This window comes from Planotetraspora thailandica (assembly GCF_016863335.1).
Taxonomy (GTDB): domain Bacteria; phylum Actinomycetota; class Actinomycetes; order Streptosporangiales; family Streptosporangiaceae; genus Planotetraspora; species Planotetraspora thailandica.
This window is the reverse complement of sequence record NZ_BOOR01000019.1, coordinates 1-18,981: the sequence shown is the minus strand read 5'-3', so window position 1 is coordinate 18,981 and position 18,981 is coordinate 1. Positions and strand designations below refer to the sequence as shown.

Below are 18,981 nucleotides of genomic sequence, written 5' to 3'. Positions count from 1 at the left end.
ACGTTACGGCGTGGTCCGGGCGGGGACCATCGGGCCTTGGTCGTAGGACCTGCGCTCTATCGCGGCCGCCATGAGCTCGGGGAAGGCGTCGGGCGTGCACGCGAACGCCGGCACGCCCAGGTGGGCGAGCGCCGCCGCGTTGTCGTGGTCGTACTGCGGCGCGCCCTCGTCCGACAAAGCGAGCAGCACGATCACCTGGACGCCCGCCGCGGTCATCGCGGCCACCCGGCGCAGCATCTCCTCTCGGACTCCGCCCTCATACAGGTCGCTGATCAGCAGGAAGATGGTGTCAGAGGGTCGGGTGATCAGGCTCTGGCCGTAGGCGATGGCCCGGTTGATGTCGGTGCCGCCGCCGAGCTGGGTGCCGAAGAGCACCTCGACCGGGTCGTGCAACTGGTCGGTGAGGTCGACCACCGCGGTGTCGAACACGACGAGTGACGTCTTCAGCGACCGCATGGAGGCCAGGACGGCTCCGAAGACGCTCGCGTAGACCACCGACGCGGCCATGGAGGCGCTCTGGTCGATGCACAGGACCACCTCGCGCTGCACGGCTCGCTCCCGCCGGCCGTAACCGACCAGCCGCGACGGGACGACCGTCCTGCGATCGGGCAGGTAGTTCTTCAGGTTGGCGCGGATCGTCCGGTTCCAGTCGATGTCGGACGGCCGTCTCGGCCGGTGCGTGCGGGCCGAGCGGTCCAGCGCTCCCGTCACCGCGGCACGGGTCCGCTGGGCCAGCCGCGACTCGAGGTCGGCCACGACCTTGCGCACGACGGCCCGCGCCGACTCCCTGGCCTTGTCCGGCATCACACGGTTGAGCGACAGGAGCGTGCCCACAAGGTGGACGTCGGGCTCGACGGCCTCGAGCATCTCCGGCTCAAGTAGCAGCCGGGACAGATTGAGCCGCTCGATGGCGTCCTTCTGCATCACGTGGACGACGGTCGAGGGGAAGTACTCCCTGATGTCCCCCAGCCAGCGCGCCACCTTCGGCGCGGACGCGCCCAGGCCGCCGTCCCGCTCGTACAGTGCCGAGAGCGCGCCGTCCATGTCGGCGTCGGAGCCGTCAAGGGGGCCTTGAAGGGTGCCCTCGGCCGCCCCGCCGAGCACCAGCCGCCACCGGCGGGCCCTTTCGTCCATCACGCCCTCCCCAGGATTTCCAGCACGGTTCGTACGGCAGGCGCCGCCTGCTCGTCGTCGACGTCGGCAGAGGCGGCCTGCGCGTCCCTGCCGGGGGCTCCCGACCTGACGCGGTCGCCGATCATGCGGCGTTCGGGCGGCGCAAACGTCGAGAAGGTGCGCCTGAGCAGCGGAAGCACATCGACGAACGCCTCCGCGGACAACCCGGTGAGCCAGCCGTCCACGGTCGCGAGGAGCCTCGCGTCATGCACGAGCAGCAGGCCGCCTCCGGAAAGGAATCCCTCCATCCACGCAGCGGCCCTGTCGGGCGGGTTGCCGAGCGACATCGCCCGGGCCATGCGGGCGTCGACGTCGGCCACGTCCATGCCGGAGCCGGAGTCGAACAGGATGCGGACGATCCGGCCCTCGATCATTCCGGGCAGGCCGGTGCGCCCGGCCAGGCTCGCGAGTGTCGCCTGCCACAGGTCACGGTCCTGAGGTCCGGTGCCGGACGGCCGCTCATCGTCCAGCAGCCCGACCGCGGTGTGCACGCCGTCGATCAGGGCGACCATCTGCCGCGACGCGTCGTCGTCCAACCCGGTCAGCGCGGACGGCAGGCCGGCGCAGATCCTGACAAGCAGGGAGCCGGTGATCGCGGCAAGCCCTGCACTCCCCCGGACGTCGCCGTACCGCTGCGCCCGCACGAGGGCGGGAAGGGCCGCCATCAGGTGGGCCATCTGGCCGTCGAGCGCGGCCTTGTCCTTGATCGCTTGCAGGACGCCGGGCAGCGCGCCGGTCAGGTCGGCGAGCAGGCAGCGTTCGACCAGGGCGGTGAGGTCGGCCAGGGACGTGTCCTCACCCGCCGCGAACTCCCCGGCCCGGGCGCCGGCCGCCGCCTCGACGGTGATGCCCCACGTGGCGGCCTCGATGAGGGACACGTCGAACTCGGGCCGCCACTCCAGCGTCCACGACTCCTTGAACGTGCCCTTCCCGCGCGCCTGACGGGTGGTCCCCCACGGCACGCCGATCATGTTGAGCCGGTGGAGGAGGCGGCTGCGGTCGAGATCGAGCGGTTTGCGCAGATCGAGGTCGTGGTCGCGCGCGTTCGCGTCGGGCTTGAGCCGCAACCGCCGCTGCTCGTCCCTGAGGTGACGTTGGAGCGGGACCATCGGCGTCGACGCGGGAACGCCGCCGAGCCTCTCCCCCACGACCATGCGCCGCTGGATCAGCCGCACCGGCATCTCGTCGCCCTCGCAGAGCACGGCCCTGGCGGCCTCGGTCACCTCCGACAGGCCCGGAAGGGGCCTGCCGCGCAGCACAGCGAGACTTTCGGCGAGCCGTACGGATTCGATGACGTGGGCGGAGGAGACGGGCAGGCCCTCTTCCCTGAGGACCCCCGCGGCCGCCGCGAGCCAGCGCTCGACCGGCCGGTCGGCGGCGGAGAACAGGTGGTCGTACCACCCGGGCGACACGACGCCCGCGCCGTAGCCGCTGTGCGCGGCCAGACGCCCGTGTGTCCACGGCACCCATGTCATGTCCACCTTGACCTTGGGCAGGCCGCGCAGAAGGCGGTCGTCCTCAGCGGCAGGGGGCAGGTCGCTCAGTGCTGGGACATGCCATGCGCCGCAGACGACGGCGACGGTGGAGAACCCGTCCTTGACGGCCTTGCGCAGCGCCCTGCGCATGGCCGCCTCACGCACGGCCTCGGTGCCCGCCGCCCGGTGCCCGGCGCGCACGGCCGCCATCGCCTCGGCGACGACCTCGAGCGTGCCGCCCTCCCCGCTGTGCTCGACGACGTCGTCCCACCAGCGCTCGGGATCGTCGTAGCCCGCAGCCTGTGCGAGTTCCCCGATCGGATCGCGGTGCCCGGCCTCGGCCTCCGCGTGCGTCTCCCCGTTCAGGGCGAGGCTGTGCGCGGCCGGAAGGTCGCAGAAGCGCACCTCGGCTCCCGCGCCCAGCGCGTAGGTGATGGCCTGCCATTCGGGGGAGAACACCGCGAACGGCCAGAACGCCGCCTTGGACGGCTCCCCCGGCACGTGCGCCAGCAGCGCGACCGGCGGTTCCATGTCCGGATCGGCCGCCAGCGCTACGATCGCGTCGGCTTCAGGCGGCCCCTCAATGAGCACGATGTCGGGTTTGAGCCTTTCAAGCTCAGCCCGTACGGCTTTCGCCGAACCCGGTCCGTGGTGCCGCACCCCGAGGATCGCCGGGGCGAGCGCCCCGTCAGCCAGCATCGCGGCAGGCCCGGTAGAAGTCGCGCCAGTCGTCGCGGTCGCGGACCACGGCTTCGAGGTACTCCTGCCACACCACCCGGTCGCTGACCGGGTCCTGGACGACCGCACCGAGGATGCCGCCGGCGATGTCGGCGGGGCGCAGCACCCCGTCACCGAAATGGGCCGCCAGCGCGATGCCGCTGGTCACCACCGAGATCGCCTCGGCCGTGCTCAACGTGCCGCTGGGCGACTTGATCTTGGTGCGGCCGTCGGCAGTAACGCCGGCGCGAAGCTCCCGGAAGACCGTGACCACACGGCGGATCTCCTCCATTCCCGCCGGGGTGTCCGGCAGCTCCAGCGACCGGCCGAGCTGGGCGACCCGGCGCGAGACGATCTCCACCTCCTCCTCGGCGCTCGCCGGGACGGGCAGAACGACGGTGTTGAACCGCCTGCGCAACGCGCTCGACAGGTCGTTGACGCCCCGGTCCCGGTCGTTGGCCGTGGCGATGACGTTGAAGCCCTTGGCGGCCTGGACCTCCTCGTTCAGCTCCGGGATGGGCAGGGTCTTCTCCGACAGGACGGTGATGAGGGCGTCCTGGACGTCCGAGGGCATCCGGGTGAGCTCTTCCACCCGGGCCAGCCGCCCTTCGGACATCGCGCGCATCACCGGGCTCGGCGTCAGCGCGTCCCGCGAGGGGCCCTCCGCCAGCAGGCGGGCGTAGTTCCAGCCGTAGCGGATCGCCTCCTCCGCCGTGCCCGCCGTCCCCTGCACGAGCAGGGTCGAATCGCCGCTGATCGCGGCGGCGAGGTGCTCCGACAACCACGTCTTGGCCGTGCCGGGCACGCCGAGCAGGAGCAATGCCCGGTCGGTCGCCAGGGTCGCCACCGCCACCTCGACGATGCGCCGGGGCCCGACGTATTTCGGGGTGATCTGGTCGCCGTCCCCCAGGAGGTACACGGTCACCGCCCACGGCGACAGGCGCCAGCCCGGGGGCCGCGGCCGGTCGTCGTCCTTCGCCAGAATCGCCAGTTCGTCGGCGTACTGGTCTTCCGCATGGGGGCGCAGGACGGTCGTCACGAAAGCTCCTTCAACATGTCATGGCGGAATCGCAAAGTGGCGGCGAGCTCGGTGACGCCGAGCCGTTCGACGTGGGCGTGCAGTGCGGGGTCGAGCCGCTCACCGGCCAGCCGGATCAGCTCCCCGGCGTCCCACGGCCGCATGCCCGAGGTCTCCACGATGGTTTTCAGCACGGCTCTGGCCAGATGGGTGCCCCAGGGCCGGGCCACACCACCCAACGTCATGATCATCTTGCCGTCCATCGGCTCCCGTGCGACCAGCAGCGCGGCCCGGGCCGACTGCTCCTCCGGCGGAAGGACGGACAGCAGGTCGGTGAGTGGCTCGGCCTCGAACAGCACCCGGGCCCAGGCGGCGTCGCGTTGCAGGATCACCGCCCGCGTCCAGCCCATCCACACCTCGCGGGCCCAGTCTCCGATCTTGAGCCCGATCACCTCTTCTGGGCTCAGGCCGAAGTGCGCGGGCCAGAACGACAGGGGCGTGCGGGCCAGCACCTGCTGCAGCCACCACCCGCGCTTGGCCATGCCGGCAGGCGGGCCGGGTCTGACTCCGTCGCGCTCCATCGTGCTGTCGCACGCCTTCGGCGGCTCGGCGACCAGCTTGCCGCCGTTCCTCGTCAGGAAACGCGCGGCCCGCTCGGTCATCCGACCGGCCAGCCGCGACTCCGGCAGTCGGGTGAGCAGGTCGGCCGCGGCCTGACGCACCTCGCGTCGGCGGTCGTCGAGCGCCGCCTCCAGGAACGGCTCGTCCTCCATGCTCAGCCCGTCGCCGAGGAGGCCGACGAACGCGGCGCGGTCCTCCGGCGTCTCCTTGGCCCAGCCCTCTTCGAGGAGTTCACGCGCCCGGAGGGGGGCCGCGGCGCGCAACGCGGCGAAATAGGCCCTGCGGTCGCCCCGCGTGCCGAACTCCCACGTCTCGCCGGCTTCCGGCGTCTCGCCCTCCGCGCGGGGCAGGACCGCCTCCTCCAGCACGTACGCCCAGGCGGGGTTGAGCTCGGCCAGCCAGCGTCCGCGTGCCCCGGCGAGCGGGCCCAGGTGGGGCCGGATCGACCGGTCGCGTGCGCCGAGGTCGAGGAGCCCGGGAATCAGGTGGGCGGGCACGCGCACCCCGGCGGTCGCGGCCGTCTCCAGCCATTCGGGCACCAGGCGCGCCTGCTCGCCGCCGAGCATCCGGGCCAGCCGGTCGCCCGCAGCGCGGGAGGCGAGCGGGCGCGTCTCCTCCGCGGCGGGGCCGGGGAGCCGGCCCGCGTGCGGCCGCCGCCCGGCGCGTGCTCGCGTCACCTGCACAGCCGCGTCTTCCAGCAGCCTGACGGCCGGCACCGAGCGCCGGTCGGCGCCCACCAGAGCCGCCGACACCAGTTCCTCCCACGAGGCGTCCTCTGCCGGGGCACTCGCCGCCTCCCCAGTCGGCACCACAGCGTTCGGAGCCGCGGGGTCCGCAGTCGGGGTGTTCACAGTGGGAGTCTTCACAGTCGCACCGCCTGATCTTCCTCGTCCCAGACCGTCAGAGGGCGGAGCCCACGCGGCGTCCACTCGGCCGCCACCGTCACGGGGTGGCCGCCCGACACGGCCAGCAGCCGCCACGGAACGCCCCCTTCCGGATGCAGTGGCAGCCCGTTCCCTTCCTCATCAAGGAGGGCGTCCCGGGCGGGGACGACACCGCCGATGACGACGGGCCAGGAATCCGTCCAGGGATCGCCCGCGAGCACGCCGGCGATGAGGGCGGGCACGCGGGTGAGCCGCATGCCGGGAGGGCGGCATGCCCTGTGCGCCGCCGCGGTGCGGGCGCTCGTGCCGTGCGTCTCCGCGACTAAGGCGCGCAACGGGGAGGACCCGGGGTAGAAGGCGAGCTCGGCGTCGACGGTCATTCCGGTCACGAGTGAGGCGTCGAGGACCTGCCCGATGGGGGCGAAGGACAGCACCAACGCCGCCCGGCCGGTGGCCCTGCCCTGTAACCAGACCCGGCGGGCGACCAGCCTGTCCTGCTCCTCGTCTCGGCTCCCGATCACGTCCCAGGTGTCCCGGAGGCGGGGCGAGGCCAGCACGCTCTCCCGGGAGACCGGGAAGCCCACCCGCGACCGCACGGTGTCCCGTAGAGGGTCGGGCAGCTCCGCCGTACGGCGGTGCGCGACCGCCAAAAGGTGGATCAGCGCGTATTCGCCGAGGAGCATGCCCGGCCAGTGCTCCTCGCGCAGCAGCCGGGGCAGCCGTGCCACCGCGCCGGCGACTCCGGACGCCTGGGCGTCGACCAGGCGCCTGCCCAGTTCGGCCCAGTCGGCCAGGCCGGTCTGCTGCGTACCCGCGATTCCGTGGGCGATCTGATCGGCGAGCCAGCGCTCCAGCTCGGACAGGCCCGCCGTGACCCTGGTCTCCCGCTGCGCGGACGTCGCCGAGCCGGCCGCCGGCCCGTCTCCCGGGCCGTCTGCCGGGCCGTTCGGGGAACGGGGCTCGCGAGTGGCCTTCGCCTCCTCCTGCTTTTCGGCGCGCTCGCGCCGCTGCCGCAGCCACTCGTCCGCCCATCCGGCGGGCTCGCCGCCGTCGGGCACCTCGCCCGTCGCCCACAGCAGCAGGAGGCCGAGCACGTGCTTGCAGGGGAACTTCCTGCTGGGACAGCTGCACTTGTACGCGGGCTCGGAGAGGTCGACGCAAGCGCGGTACGGCGTCGCGCCGCTGCCCTTGCACTCTCCCCACACCACGTCGGGAAGCGCGCCGGTTCCCGACCACTTGGCAGGCGCTCCGGCACCGGCCGCCGCCTTCTGCGAGGCCGCGTCGGGCGCCAGGGCGAGCACCTGATCCCGGCTCCACCGTTCGATCACGCGCCGCACAGTAACCACTCCCTCCGACAAATCCCCCTCCAGCGCGAAGCACGCGAGCAAGGTCAGGCGGCGGCGTTCGCCTCCGCGTAGGACGCGTCGCACAGGTAGCTGGTCACCCGCACGATGTCGCCGACGGCCATGCCGGCCGACGCCAGAATGAGTGCGGCACCGCTTCGATCTCAGGCGTGCGTGTCATGAGGCCGGACCCCTCTCGGATTCGATTTCACGGACCGCTGCAGGCTGTCGGCGTCACCCAGGCCCCGCCGTCCTCGGCAACCCCAATGATGCACGACCGTATTCGAATGCGCGATCGAATCGGCCATCTTCCCCGGACTCCTTCACCCCGGGCCGCCGTCCGGCGAAACGAGGGGCGGGAATCCGTCGGGGGCGCATGCAATACTCACGATCGTGATGGCGCGAACGGGACGATCCGCGCTGATCGGGCGTTCCACAGAACTCGGTCGGCTGACGGGTGTGCTCGACGCCGCCAAGGACGGGCTCGCCGGCGTCGCGCTCGTCGGCGGCGACGCGGGCATCGGCAAGACCCGCCTGATCGCCGAGTTGTGCGAGCAGGCGAGGCGGCGCGGATTCGCGACGCTGGCCGGCCAGTGCGCCGAGCTCGGCGACGCCTTGCCGTACCTGCCGCTGGCGGACGCGTTGCGCGGCGCGGTTGCGGACCCGGACGGCCCCTTCCGCTCCGCGGTGGCGGCCAGGCCCGTGCTGGAGCGCCTGCTGCCGGGAGCGGACGCGGGGTCCGGCGACATGTCCGGCGCGCTCGCGCAGCAGCGGCTGTTGGGCTCGGTGCTCGACCTTCTCGCCGAGGTGACGCGTGACCGGCCGGTGATGTTCGTGTTCGAAGACCTGCACTGGGCCGACCGCTCCACCCGCGACCTGCTCGTCTTCCTCACCCGCATGATGCAGCGCGAACGGGTCTGCCTGGTCGGGACCTACCGCAGCGACGACCTGCACCGGCGTCATCCGCTGCGGCCCGTGCTCGTCCAACTGCAGCGGCTGCCCCTGGTGACGTCGATCGAGCTGCCTCCTCTCGCCGACGACGCCATGCGGGCCCACCTTGCCGCGCTCGAGGAGACCACCGACATCGGTGTGATCGGCGGCGTGGTGAACCGGGCCGGGGGCAATCCGTTCTTCGCCGAGGAGCTTCTCGCCGCCTCGGCAAACGGTGAGCGCCTGCCGGGGACGCTCGCCGACCTCCTGCTGGCCCGGGTCGAGACGTTGTCGGACACGGCCAGGCAGGTGCTCAGGGTCGCCGCCGTGGCGGGCCGCCGGGTCGACCACGATCTCCTGCGGGATGCGGCGGGGTTGTCCGACCTGCCGCTTGAGGACGCGCTGCGGGAGATCGTCTCGCGCGGGCTGCTCACGGCGAGCACGGACGGCTACTCCTTCCGGCACGCTCTGCTGCAGGAGGCCGTGTACGACGACCTGCTGCCCGGCGAGCGGACCCGGCTCCACGCGAGGTTCGCCGGCCTGCTGGCCGCGCGGGGCGGCTCGCCGGCCGAGCTGGCCCACCACCATCTGGCGAGCCATGACCTGACGGGCGCCCTACGGTCGTCGGTCGAGGCGGGGAGACTCGCCGTCGAGCTCGGCGCCCCCGCCGAGGCGCACCGGCACTTCGACCAGGTGCTGGAATTGTGGGACCAGGTGCCCGGCGCGGAGACGCTGGCCGGCGCGCCCCGATCCAGGCTGGCGCTGGACAGCGCGGCCGCGGCGGCGGCGAGCGGCGACTACCGAAGGGCGATCTCCCAGCTTCAGCGGCTGCGCCGGCTGGCCGTCGACCCGGTCCTGATCGCCGAAACCGACGAGCGGCTCGCCTACTACCGCATCGACTCCGACGACGAGTCCCCCGGGCTGATCGAGACGGCCCGCGAGGCGGTCGAACTCGCGCCCGAGAGCCCCCTGCTGGCCCGGGCGCTGGCCACCTACGCCCGCGTCTTGTGGCACGTCTATCGAATCGACGAGGCGATCGCCACCGCCACCCGGGCGCTGGAGGTGGCCCGGGCCACGTCGGCGCGCGACGCCGAGACGAGCGCGCTGGTCAGCCTGGCCGTCTTCGAGGAGGGCACGGGGAGCGCGGCCCGGGCGGCCGAACTGCTGGCGGAAGCCACCCGGCGCACCTCCGGCGACTTGTCCATCGACCTGCGCGCCCGTTTCACGCAGGCACGGCTGCAGTACGAGCGGGGCGAACTCGCCATGGCGGCCGAGACCGCCGAACTCGGGGTCCTGCTGGCCCACGACACCGGCCTCACTTGGAGCAACTACGGGACCGATCTGCGGTTCCTCCAATATCTCGTGCACTTCGCCGGCGGCGACTGGGACGCGGCGGAACGGCTGGCGGCCGACTTCGGCATCCGGGTGGGCACGAAGGCGGAGGCGGTGCTGTCCTCTTTCGCGCTGTTCGTCGAGGTCGCCCGCGGCCGCCCCGACGCCGACGAGCGCCTGAGGTGGCTGGCGGGTTTCTGGTCCGACGAGCTGGTCGCCTACATGGCGCGGTGCCTGGCGGCCGAGCTGGCGTTGTGGCGCGGCGACCAGGAGAGTGCGCTCACTCACGTGGGCGCCGTTCTCGACACGATCGAACCGTTCGACCCCGGTGTCATCCGCGTGGCGGCCACGGGCCTGTGGGCGCTGGCCGACCGGAGGCAGGAGGGCGACAGGGCACTGGCCGACGACCTCGTCGAGCGGGCCCGCTGGGCGGCGGCCAACGGCCCCTCCGGCCTGCGCAGGTCTCAGCTCGGACCCGAAGCAGCCGCCTGGCTGGCGAGGGCCGAGGCCGACTGGCGCCGCGCCTGGGGGGAGGCCGACCCGGCCGCGTGGAGCGCCGCGACGGAGGCCTTCGGCTTCGGCTTCGTCTATGAAGAGGCGAGGTCGCGGTGGCGGCTCGCCGAGGCGCTGCTCGAAACCGGCGACCGCGAGCAGGCGCACGCCGAATGGACCATGGCGACGAAGGTGGCCGACCGCCTGGGGGCGGAGCCGCTCCGCGCGGCTCTGACGGAGCTGGGACGACGCGCCCGCTTCACCGGCGCCGACCCGGGCGCGGAGGGCCTGCTGACCGGGCTGACCGGCCGTGAACGCGAGGTCCTCGCGCATGTCGCCGTGGGACTGCCCAACAGGGAGATCGGCGAGCGGCTGTTCATCTCGCAGAAGACCGTCAGCGTGCACGTCTCCAACATCCTCGCCAAACTCGGCGTGTCCAGCCGTACGCAGGCTGCCGCCGTGGCCCACCGGGCGGGGATGCCCGACGATGGCACGGGTGCTGGAAATACTGTGTAATCAAAGCTCCAGACAGGAAATCATTCCGGAGGTCAGCGGTGACTCGGCAGATCGTTTCCGTCATCGGCGGCAAGGACGGCCCCTCTGGCACGCCGTACGAGTCGATCAATCCGGCGCGTCCGGCGGAGACCGTGGCGACCGTCCAGCTCGGCGGCCCCGACGTGTTCGCGGACGCCTGCCGTACGGCCGCCGCGGCGCAGCGGGAGTGGGCGCGGGTTCCCGCTCCTGTGCGCGGCCGGGTGATCGCGTCGATCGGCCGCCTGGTGGAGGCCAACGCCGAGACCCTCGCCCGGCTGGTCACCCAGGAGGTCGGCAAGCCGTACGCCGAGGCGCTGGGCGAGGTCAGGGAGATCGTCGACACGTGTGACTTCTTCCTCGGAGAGGGCCGCCGGCTCTACGGCCAGACCGTCCCGTCGGAGATGCCCGACAAGAGCCTGTTCACCTTCCGCGTGCCGGTCGGCGTCGCCGCGGTGATCACCGCGGGCAACTTCCCGGTCGCGGTGCCCTCCTGGTATCTGGTGCCGGCCCTCTTGTGCGGCAACGCCGTCGTCTGGAAGCCCGCCGAATATGCGGCGGTCTCCGCGCACGCGCTGTTCCGGCTGTTCGCGGCGGCCGGGCTGCCCGACGGCGTGCTGAACATCGTCTTCGCCGACGGCGCCGCCACCTTCGCGGGGCTCGACCGCGCGCTCGGCGAGGGCACCGTGCAGAAGGTCGGCTTCACGGGTTCGACCGCCGTCGGGCGGGCCGTCGGCGAGCTGTGCGGCCGCCACCTCCAGTCGCCCTGCCTGGAGCTCGGCGGCAAGAACCCGATGGTCGTCATGCCCGACGCCGACCTCGACCTCGCCGTCGAAGGCGCGCTGTTCGCCGGCTTCGGTACGGCAGGCCAGCGGTGCACCTCACTCGGCACCGTCATCGTCCACGAGGACGTGCACGACGAGTTCCTGACGAGGTTCGCCGAGGCCGTGCGGAACGCGAAGATCGGCGACCCCAACGGCGAGGTGCTCTACGGCCCGATGCTCGACCACAAGTTCGCCGAGCGGTACGAGGACTACCTGACGTGGATCGAGCCGCACCACACGGTGCTGCCGGGCTCCACGGGGCGGATGGAGGGCGAGGGCCTCTACTACCACCCGGTGATCGTCGACGGTGTACGGCCGGGTGACCGGCTCTTCATGGAGGAGACGTTCGGCCCGATCGTGGGCGTGACGACCTTCACCGGCCTCGACGAGGCGATCGAGCTGGCCAACAGGCCGGGCTACGGGTTGTCCTCGTCGATCTACACGCGCGATCCCCAGGCGGTCTTCCGCTTCCGTGAGGGCGTGTCCGCGGGCATGATCAGCGTGAACAACTCAACCTCGGGCGCCGAGGCCCACCTGCCGTTCGGCGGGAACGGCAAGTCGGGCAACGGCAGCAGGCAGAGCGGGATGTGGGTGCTCGACCAGTTCACCCGCTGGCAGGCCATGAACTGGGACTACTCCGGCAGGCTGCAGAAGGCCCAGATGGACGTGGCCGAGATCACGCCCGACCTGGGCTTCCGCATCTAGCTCCGGGTCATGTGACGGGTCATGTGACGTTGTCGGGGCCGCGGCGGCCGTCGTAGCCGAGCAGGCGCATCGCGACCTCGGGATCCATCGCCGCGGCGAGCAGTTGGGCCCGTTCGGCCGCGGCGTCCCTGGCCTGCTCGGCCCGTCTGCGGCCGGCCTGGTGGGCGCGCACCACGGCGACGGCGACGGCGATGCCGCCGGCCATGGCGACGAAGGCCGCGCCGAGGACCAGGGCGGTGGAGCCGGTGATGCCGCCCGCCACCGTGGCGGTGGAGCTCCCGCCTCCGACGGCGAACGCCATGCCGAGCAGGGCGATGACCACGAGCGCGACGAGCCCGCCGATGAGACCCCACACGGTGCCGAACGACCTGTCCCGCCTCTGGGCGGTCGAGGGCGGCGTGCTCGGGATCGTCGGGGTGGTCGCCGCCGGGGGCGGCCCGCCGTTCCACGGGACGAAGTCCGGTTGTGTCACCTGCCCGTTGCCGTTGCCGCCGTATCCCGCGGGCGGGAAGGTGGCCGGCGGAGCGACCGTCCCCCGGTCGACCGCCCCGGGCGCGACGACGGCCGTCGGCTCCAGCATCCGGGTCGCAGGCATCGGCAGGTCGACCGGCACGTTGGTGTGGTTGCGATGAGCCTGGGCCGCGGCCGTGTGGTAGACCTCGATCTCCTCGTAGAACGACTCGGACTCGTAGACCGTGCCGTCGATGAGCGGCCCGGGCCTGCCCTCGATGACGGCGACCACGTCGTCGCCGTTCAGCGTCTTGTGGTACTCGAGCGCGTGGGCCACGCTCAGCACGGCCCGCCGGTTCTCCCGGAGGAGTTCGGCCGTCTGCTCCAGCAGCTGGGCGAGGTTGAACTCGATGCGCTCCGGGAGCATGTCGGGCACCATCTCGTCGCGGTTGGCCGCCGGGGTTCCGGTGAAGCCGACGCCGCCGTTCGAGCCGCCCTGCCGGTGGGCCTTGCCCTCCCTGAGCCCGAGCTCCTGGAGCGCCGGGAGCGAGGCGACGCCGAGGCCCATGCCCCAATGTGCCTCCATCAGCGCGGTCAGCAGCGTGGCCGACTGGAGGTCTCCCGAGACGCCGGAGGAGTTGTCCTCGCCGAAGAACATCCGCTCACCGGCGAGGGACGCGAGGGAGACCATGATGTCGGCCTCGTATTCCGACTTCCACCGGGTGAACTGGTCCTCCGGCTTGATGCTGGCGACCATGCCGAGATAGTCGGCGCCCTTCTCGATGGTGGCGAGGTCGATCTCCAGGTGGTGCCGGGTGCGGTAGGCGACGACGGCGTGGCACGCCTCGTGCACGGCCACCGCGTGCCGTTCCCTCTCGATGTACTCGACGTCCTCCGGCGGGCCGAGCTGCTTGAGCCTCTTGGCCCGCATGACGTCCGACCAGGTGATGACGTCACGGCCGTCCCTGATGGCGGTGATCAGCGACTCGTTGACCATGTCCTTGATCGTGGCGCCCGTGGCGTACGGAGTGATCGTGGCGAGCTTGTCGATCTGCTCGTCGGTCAGCGCGTGCCGGACCTTGTCGAAGTACCCGTGGTAGGTCCGGATCCGGCCTTCCTTGGACGGGTAGCCGACCTTGTAGATGCGGTCGATGCGGCCGGGCCGCAGCAGGGCCTCGTCGAGCGCCTCGGGGAGGTTGGTAGCCATCATGATCAGAATGCGGTACTTGGGCGGCGGCTTCGGGCGCATGCCGAGCAGTCGCCGCACGTGCCGGTTGACGAAGCCCCTCGGCTTCTTCAGACCGGAGATCTCGGTCAGCAGCGACTCCAGGGTGCCCATGCCTCCGCCGCCGCCGCCCATGCCCGCGCCGTACACGAGGCGGTTGACGAACGCCCCCGACCTGGAGACGGAGCCGGGGACGCCCTGCTCCAGCGCCCGCCGGCCGAGCATCCACTGGGTGTCCCTGTCGAGGTAGGAGAACCCGTTGCAGCCGGCCGCCTGGAACGGCGCCGGGGTCGCGCGGCCCCATCCTCCCGGACCGCCCTGGGCGAGCGCGCCGCGGTTGCCCAGGGAGTCCGCCTCGTCGAAGAAGACGATCACTCCGCCGTAGCGCAGGGCCAGCTTGCGCAGCTTGCGGAAGAGCGACTTGACCTTCAGCACGCCGACGCCGAAGAACATGTTGATGAAGGCGCCCGGGTCCACGAAGACGTACGGCTTGCCGGTGGAACCGGCGACGGCCTCGGCCATCAGCGTCTTGCCGGTGCCCGGCGGGCCCCACAGCAGGATGCCGCTGGGCACGTAGCCGCCCTTGGCCTCGATCTCATCGGGCTTCTCCAGGAAGACGATGTTCTCCTTGACCCGCTCGACCACATGGTCCTGGCCCCAGACGTCGGAGAACCGCGTCTTGATGTCGTCGGGGAAGTAGACGTCGACGCCGCCGCGGGAAAGGAACCAGAAGATCGCGACGAACTGCAGGATGCCGAGCAGCACGACCGCCACGATCTGGAGGGCCAGGGGCAGGTAACCCCAGATCGTCCCCGGCACGTTGAACAGCGCCTCGAGCGGGGAGGTCTTCTGGATCTTGGCCAGGACCAGGGCGACGACGGCGATCGCGACGAGCCACTTGATCGCGCGGGCGATGCGGAAGCGGTTCCAGTCGGTGAAACGGCGGTGCGTCCAGCGATTCCACCCGCCGAAGATCTTGTTCATCCAGAACCGGTGGTAGCCGGACGACCTCTCGCTGATGAAGAAGTGCACCTGCCGGAGTGCTTCGAGCCCGGCCAGCCAGAGGACCCAGGAGGCGTCGCGGACGGTCAGCTTGAGCGCGTCGGAGAAGGAGATGATCCCCTGGTAGGTGACCGTGGTGTTCCACAGCAGAACGCCGAACGCGAGGGCGAGGAGCAGCAGGAACTTGATCCTGTCCCACATCGCGAGGCGTTTCCTCGTGCTCAGGTCGCGTTCCTCCGGGCCTGACCCGGGTTCGCGCAGCCCCTCGGGGTGGTGCTGTGGCGGCGTGGCCGTGCTCATATGAGGGGCCTCCTTCATTGGTTGAGGAGTCGCTTGACCTTGAAGGACTGTGCGACCAGGTTGATCTCGGAGAACTGCTGCCGGAAGCACGCCGCCGAACAGCGGATCAGGAGCGTGGAGACGATCGATCCGTCAGCGGACAGGAACGACGTCTCGTCGAAGGTCTGCACCGGCCCGTTGCCGACGCTGAGGTTGAAGATGGTCCGGACGCCCCGGATGCCGTCCTGTGCAGGCAGGACCTGGTCGCTGAGCAGTTCGAACTTCTGGAACGGGAAGCCCTGCGTGGATTCCATCTGCTTGCGGACGTCGGCCGTCACGGCGACCGGCAGTCCGTTGGCGTTGCGCAGGATGTCGAGCGACACCTGGTTCTTCTCCTCGTCGGAGAGCTTCTGGACCTTGGCCAGGACGAACGGCTGGTCCACGGCGCCCTGCTCGCCGGCGAGGAAATGGTTCGCGGACGGCCGGGCTGCCTGCGCGTCGTAGGCCGCGATCCAGGTGTTCTGCTTGGCGATCTGCGCCTTGGCCGTCTGCATGTCGCCGAAGAAGACCTGGTCGAAGGCGTTCGCGTCGACCTGTCTCCATGCCGAGGGGACCTTGAAATAGGTCGACCCGTCGCTGCCCCGCACGTAGGTGTAATCGGGCGCAGCGCACCCGGACAACAACACGGCGGCCGTAGCCGCCGTCACCACCCCGAAAATCGCCCGCGATCTATCCACTAAGGCACCAACCTCCGCTTTGCGGGTCTACGAGGTATAACTGCCCGTTTTCCCAGTATCCATCTCATGCGAGATCCCGGACAGGTTGGAAAACTTGACCAAATCTTGCCCGGGAGTTGGCTGCACTTGTGACCGGAGATGGCGGAAAGCCGACGTGGAATAGTTGATATATCAATAGTTGTTGCGCGGAGCGTATTCGACAGAGGAGACGCCATGCCAGCCATCACCGCAGACACACTCACGTTGCCCCGCCTCCCCCGCCTGCCCGAAGCGGCGACGGCGTGGCGGCCCGTCGCCCGCGTCGTCACCGCGGGACGCCATCTGGAAGGAGAGGGCTTCGCCGTACGCCGGCCGTTCCCCGATGTGGAGCTCTCACTGGCCGACCCGTTCCTGCTGCTCGACCACATGGGGGCCGTGGAATACGCCCCCGGCGAGGCGAAGGGCACTCCCTGGCACCCGCACCGCGGCTTCGAGACGGTGACGTACATCATGGACGGCGCCTTCCAGCATCGGGACACGAACGGCGGGGGCGGGCTCATCTCGGATGGCGATACCCAGTGGATGACCGCCGGAAGCGGCCTGCAGCACATCGAGCAGCCGCCGCCGGAGCTGGTCGCGAGCGGAGGGCTGTTCCACGGCGTTCAACTGTGGGTGAACCTGCCCCGCGCACAGAAGTGGGTGCCGCCGCGCTACCAGGACATCCGCGGGGGTGACGTGAAGCTGCTCGCCAGCGACGACGGCTCCTCGCTCGTCCGGGTCATCGCGGGGTCGCTCGCAGGCCACGAGGGGCCGGGCATGACGTACACGCCGATCACCTACCTCCACGCGACGGTCGCTCCCGGAGCGCGGCTGGCCCTGCCGTGGCCCGCCGACTTCAACGCGTTGGTGTATGTGCTGAGCGGCGACGGCTTCGTCGGCCCCGACGACCGCCCGCTGCGTGAGGGCCAGCTCGGCGTCTTCGGCGGCTACAAGGGCACGGCGGGCGCGCTGACCATGCGCGCGGCCGACAAGCAGCCGCTGGCCTCGCGGCAGGGCTGGGAGATCCTCGTGCTCGGCGGCCTGCCGATCCACGAGCCCGTCGCGCGGTACGGACCCTTCGTCATGAACACCCGCGAAGAGCTCGCCCAGGCCTTCGCGGACTTCCAGGCGGGCCGCATGGGGGTGGTCCCGGCCGAGCACGTCCCCCACCTGTCGACGGCGGACGAGAACTTGTGACCCTGACGGTCATTCAAACGGTGCAACGTTCATGCAACCGTGCTCTTGTGACAATGCGCTCGGACTGGACCAGCCGGTCATGTAACACCTGATCCCCCCGAACGCGACATTTACGTGCATGTCTCGAAATCTGGGCCGACGGACGTGGAGTGCCGCATGAGCGACAACATCGATGACCTCGACCGCAGGGCGAGGACCCTGGAATTCGGGACGGCAGTGGAGCACATGTTCGCGGAGGTGTGGTCGGGCGAGGCGCTGAGCACCAGGGACCGTCGCCTGCTCCTCCTCGGTCTCCTCGTCGAGCAGGGACTCGCCGAGGAGACCGCCGCCCAGCTCGACGCGGCCCTGCGCACCGGGGAGCTGACGCCGAGCGAGCTGCGCGAGATCGTCATCTTCGTGACGCACTACGCGGGCTCGGCACGTGGAGCACGCCTGAACGCGCAGGTGGAAGACCTGATCACCAGGTTCATGGCCGCCTAGCGCGTCACAGGCGCTCCACGTTGGGCCCGTTGCAGCGGTTTCGGGTGTCGAAGACGAACTCGCTGGAACGTTGCACCAGGTCGTAGTCGAAGCGGTCGTGGTCGGTGAGGACGACGACCGCGTCGGCGCGGGCCAGTTCCTCGCCCGTCGGTTCGACCAGCTCGATCCCCACCGGCAGCAGGAAGTCGTCCACGTGGGGGTCGGCCGCCCTGACGTCGGCGCCGAGCGTGCACAGGGCCTTGGCCACCTCAATTGCGGGGGACTCCCGGCAGTCCCCCGTGTTCTTCTTGTACGACAGGCCCAGCAGGAGGAACCGGCTGCCCCTGATCGAGCGGTAACGGCGGTTCAACGCCAGGGCGAGCCGGTTCACCACGTGGTCGGGCATGTGGTCGTTGATGGCGTTCGCCAGCTCGGCGAACCGGAAGTTGTGCCCGGGGCCGCGCCTCACCTTCCAGGAGAGGTACGACGGGTCGATCGGCAGGCAGTGTCCCCCGACGCCCGGACCGGGGGTGAAGCGCATGAAACCGAACGGCTTGGTCGCGGCGGCGTCGACCGCCTCCCACACGTCGATGCCGAGCTGACGGGCGAAGATCGCCAGTTCGTTGACCAGGGCCACGTTGACGTGCCGGAAGGTGTTCTCCAGGAGCTTGCACAGCTCGGCCACCTGCACCGAGGAGACGGGCACGGTCTCCCGCACGATCCGGTCGTAGAACGCCTTGACCTGCTCCAGCGAAGCGGGGTCGATGCCGGAGACCACCTTCGGCGTGTTGTCCAGCCGCCACCGCGTGTTGCCGGGGTCGGCACGTTCCGGGCTGTAGCCGAGGCGGAAGTCCTCGGGGGCGCGCAGCCCGGACCCGTCCTCCAGCAGCGGCCGCAGGTATTCCTCGGTCGTGCCCGGATAGGTCGTGGACTCCAGAATCACCGTCGTGCCCGCGCGCAGCAGCGGCGCGAGCGATCGGCCCGCCGACCCGATGTGGCTCAGGTTGGGCACGCCGTCGTGCAGCGGGGCGGGCACCGTGATGACGCAGGTGTCGAAGCCTGCGGCGTCGGCGTAGTCGGTGCTGATCCGGTAGCGTCCCGAGCCGAGCGCGGCGGCGAGCGCCCCGTCGGTGACGTCGCCGATGCACGACTCGCCCGCGGCGAGCCGCTTGACCCGCCATTCGTCGACGTCGATCCCCGTGACGTCGAACCCGGCCTCGATCGCCCGCATGGCCAGAGGCAGGCCAGCGTATCCCTGCCCGACGACGACCAGCTTGTCTCTCATGGCCCACGACCTTAGGAGCCGGGCCCGGCCGTACCGGAGATTGACCGTGTAAGGCTTCCGTAATGGAGATCGGCGATCTCCGGTCGCGGCAAGGCGATCACCGGCGAACTCGATCATCTGCCGGTAGGGATAGGGGAAACATTTCCTCTGCGCCGCTCCGGTGCCGTTGAATCGGCCGAACGGCCAGCTAGCTTCTGCGACGTGACCACGAAGGAGCGCGCATGAAGCCCGACGGCCGCATCCGAGTCATGGAGATCATCGCCCGGATGAACGTCGGCGGGCCC

Annotated in this window: 12 protein-coding genes; 4 read left to right on the top strand and 8 right to left on the bottom strand. The window is 70.9% G+C overall.

Translation table 11 applies throughout. The annotated features are described in order from the left end of the window. Positions 1–3: 3 nt before the first annotated feature. From Pth03_RS15025 to Pth03_RS15005, 5 genes are read right to left on the bottom strand one after another with little or no spacing between them, the layout of a single operon-like run. A complete protein-coding gene (locus tag Pth03_RS15025) occupies positions 4–1,134 on the bottom strand; it encodes a VWA domain-containing protein (RefSeq protein WP_203944875.1) in 1,131 nt (376 codons plus the stop codon). After that, complete coding sequence (locus Pth03_RS15020; RefSeq protein WP_203944874.1) at positions 1,134–3,347, bottom strand: DUF5682 family protein; 2,214 nt, start codon at positions 3,345–3,347, stop codon at positions 1,134–1,136. The genes Pth03_RS15025 and Pth03_RS15020 overlap by 1 nt, the downstream gene beginning before the upstream one ends. After that, positions 3,337–4,404, bottom strand: a complete 1,068-nt coding sequence (locus Pth03_RS15015; RefSeq protein ID WP_203944873.1) for an ATP-binding protein — start codon at positions 4,402–4,404, stop codon at positions 3,337–3,339. The genes Pth03_RS15020 and Pth03_RS15015 overlap by 11 nt, the downstream gene beginning before the upstream one ends. Further along, positions 4,401–5,855: a DUF5691 domain-containing protein gene (locus Pth03_RS15010; RefSeq protein WP_239119049.1), complete on the bottom strand. Its 1,455-nt coding sequence runs from the start codon at positions 5,853–5,855 to the stop codon at positions 4,401–4,403. Before Pth03_RS15010 ends, Pth03_RS15015 begins: the two co-directional genes overlap by 4 nt. An 11-nt stretch (positions 5,856–5,866) precedes the next feature. Continuing rightward, complete coding sequence (locus Pth03_RS15005; protein ID WP_203944872.1) at positions 5,867–7,216, bottom strand: SWIM zinc finger family protein; 1,350 nt, start codon at positions 7,214–7,216, stop codon at positions 5,867–5,869. 411 nt (positions 7,217–7,627) lie between these two features. Between Pth03_RS15005 and Pth03_RS42100 the strand changes: the two genes are divergently transcribed. Both Pth03_RS42100 and Pth03_RS14995 read left to right on the top strand, forming a co-directional pair. Further along, on the top strand, positions 7,628–10,501 hold the full coding sequence (locus tag Pth03_RS42100; protein WP_203944902.1) for a helix-turn-helix transcriptional regulator: 2,874 nt from the start codon (positions 7,628–7,630) through the stop codon (positions 10,499–10,501). 38 nt (positions 10,502–10,539) lie between these two features. Further along, positions 10,540–12,045, top strand: coding sequence for an aldehyde dehydrogenase family protein (locus Pth03_RS14995; RefSeq protein ID WP_203944871.1), 1,506 nt, complete (start codon positions 10,540–10,542; stop codon positions 12,043–12,045). Between the two features lie 19 nt (positions 12,046–12,064). On the opposite strand, the gene Pth03_RS14990 is transcribed toward Pth03_RS14995, so the two are convergent. Further along, on the bottom strand, positions 12,065–15,022 hold the full coding sequence (locus tag Pth03_RS14990; RefSeq protein WP_203944870.1) for an AAA family ATPase: 2,958 nt from the start codon (positions 15,020–15,022) through the stop codon (positions 12,065–12,067). Between the two features lie 14 nt (positions 15,023–15,036). Next, entirely contained in the window at positions 15,037–15,708 is a 672-nt protein-coding gene (locus Pth03_RS14985) for a hypothetical protein (RefSeq protein WP_203944869.1), read from the bottom strand. Positions 15,709–15,951: 243 nt separating this feature from the next. On the opposite strand from Pth03_RS14985, the gene Pth03_RS14980 reads away from it, so the two are divergent. After that, complete coding sequence (locus tag Pth03_RS14980) at positions 15,952–16,953, top strand: pirin family protein (RefSeq protein WP_203944868.1); 1,002 nt, start codon at positions 15,952–15,954, stop codon at positions 16,951–16,953. A gap of 156 nt (positions 16,954–17,109) precedes the next feature. Beyond that, positions 17,110–17,433, top strand: coding sequence for a carboxymuconolactone decarboxylase family protein (locus tag Pth03_RS14975; protein WP_203944867.1), 324 nt, complete (start codon positions 17,110–17,112; stop codon positions 17,431–17,433). Positions 17,434–17,437: 4 nt separating this feature from the next. On the opposite strand, the gene Pth03_RS14970 is transcribed toward Pth03_RS14975, so the two are convergent. After that, a complete protein-coding gene (locus Pth03_RS14970; protein WP_203944866.1) occupies positions 17,438–18,697 on the bottom strand; it encodes a nucleotide sugar dehydrogenase in 1,260 nt (419 codons plus the stop codon). Positions 18,698–18,981: the final 284 nt, after the last annotated feature.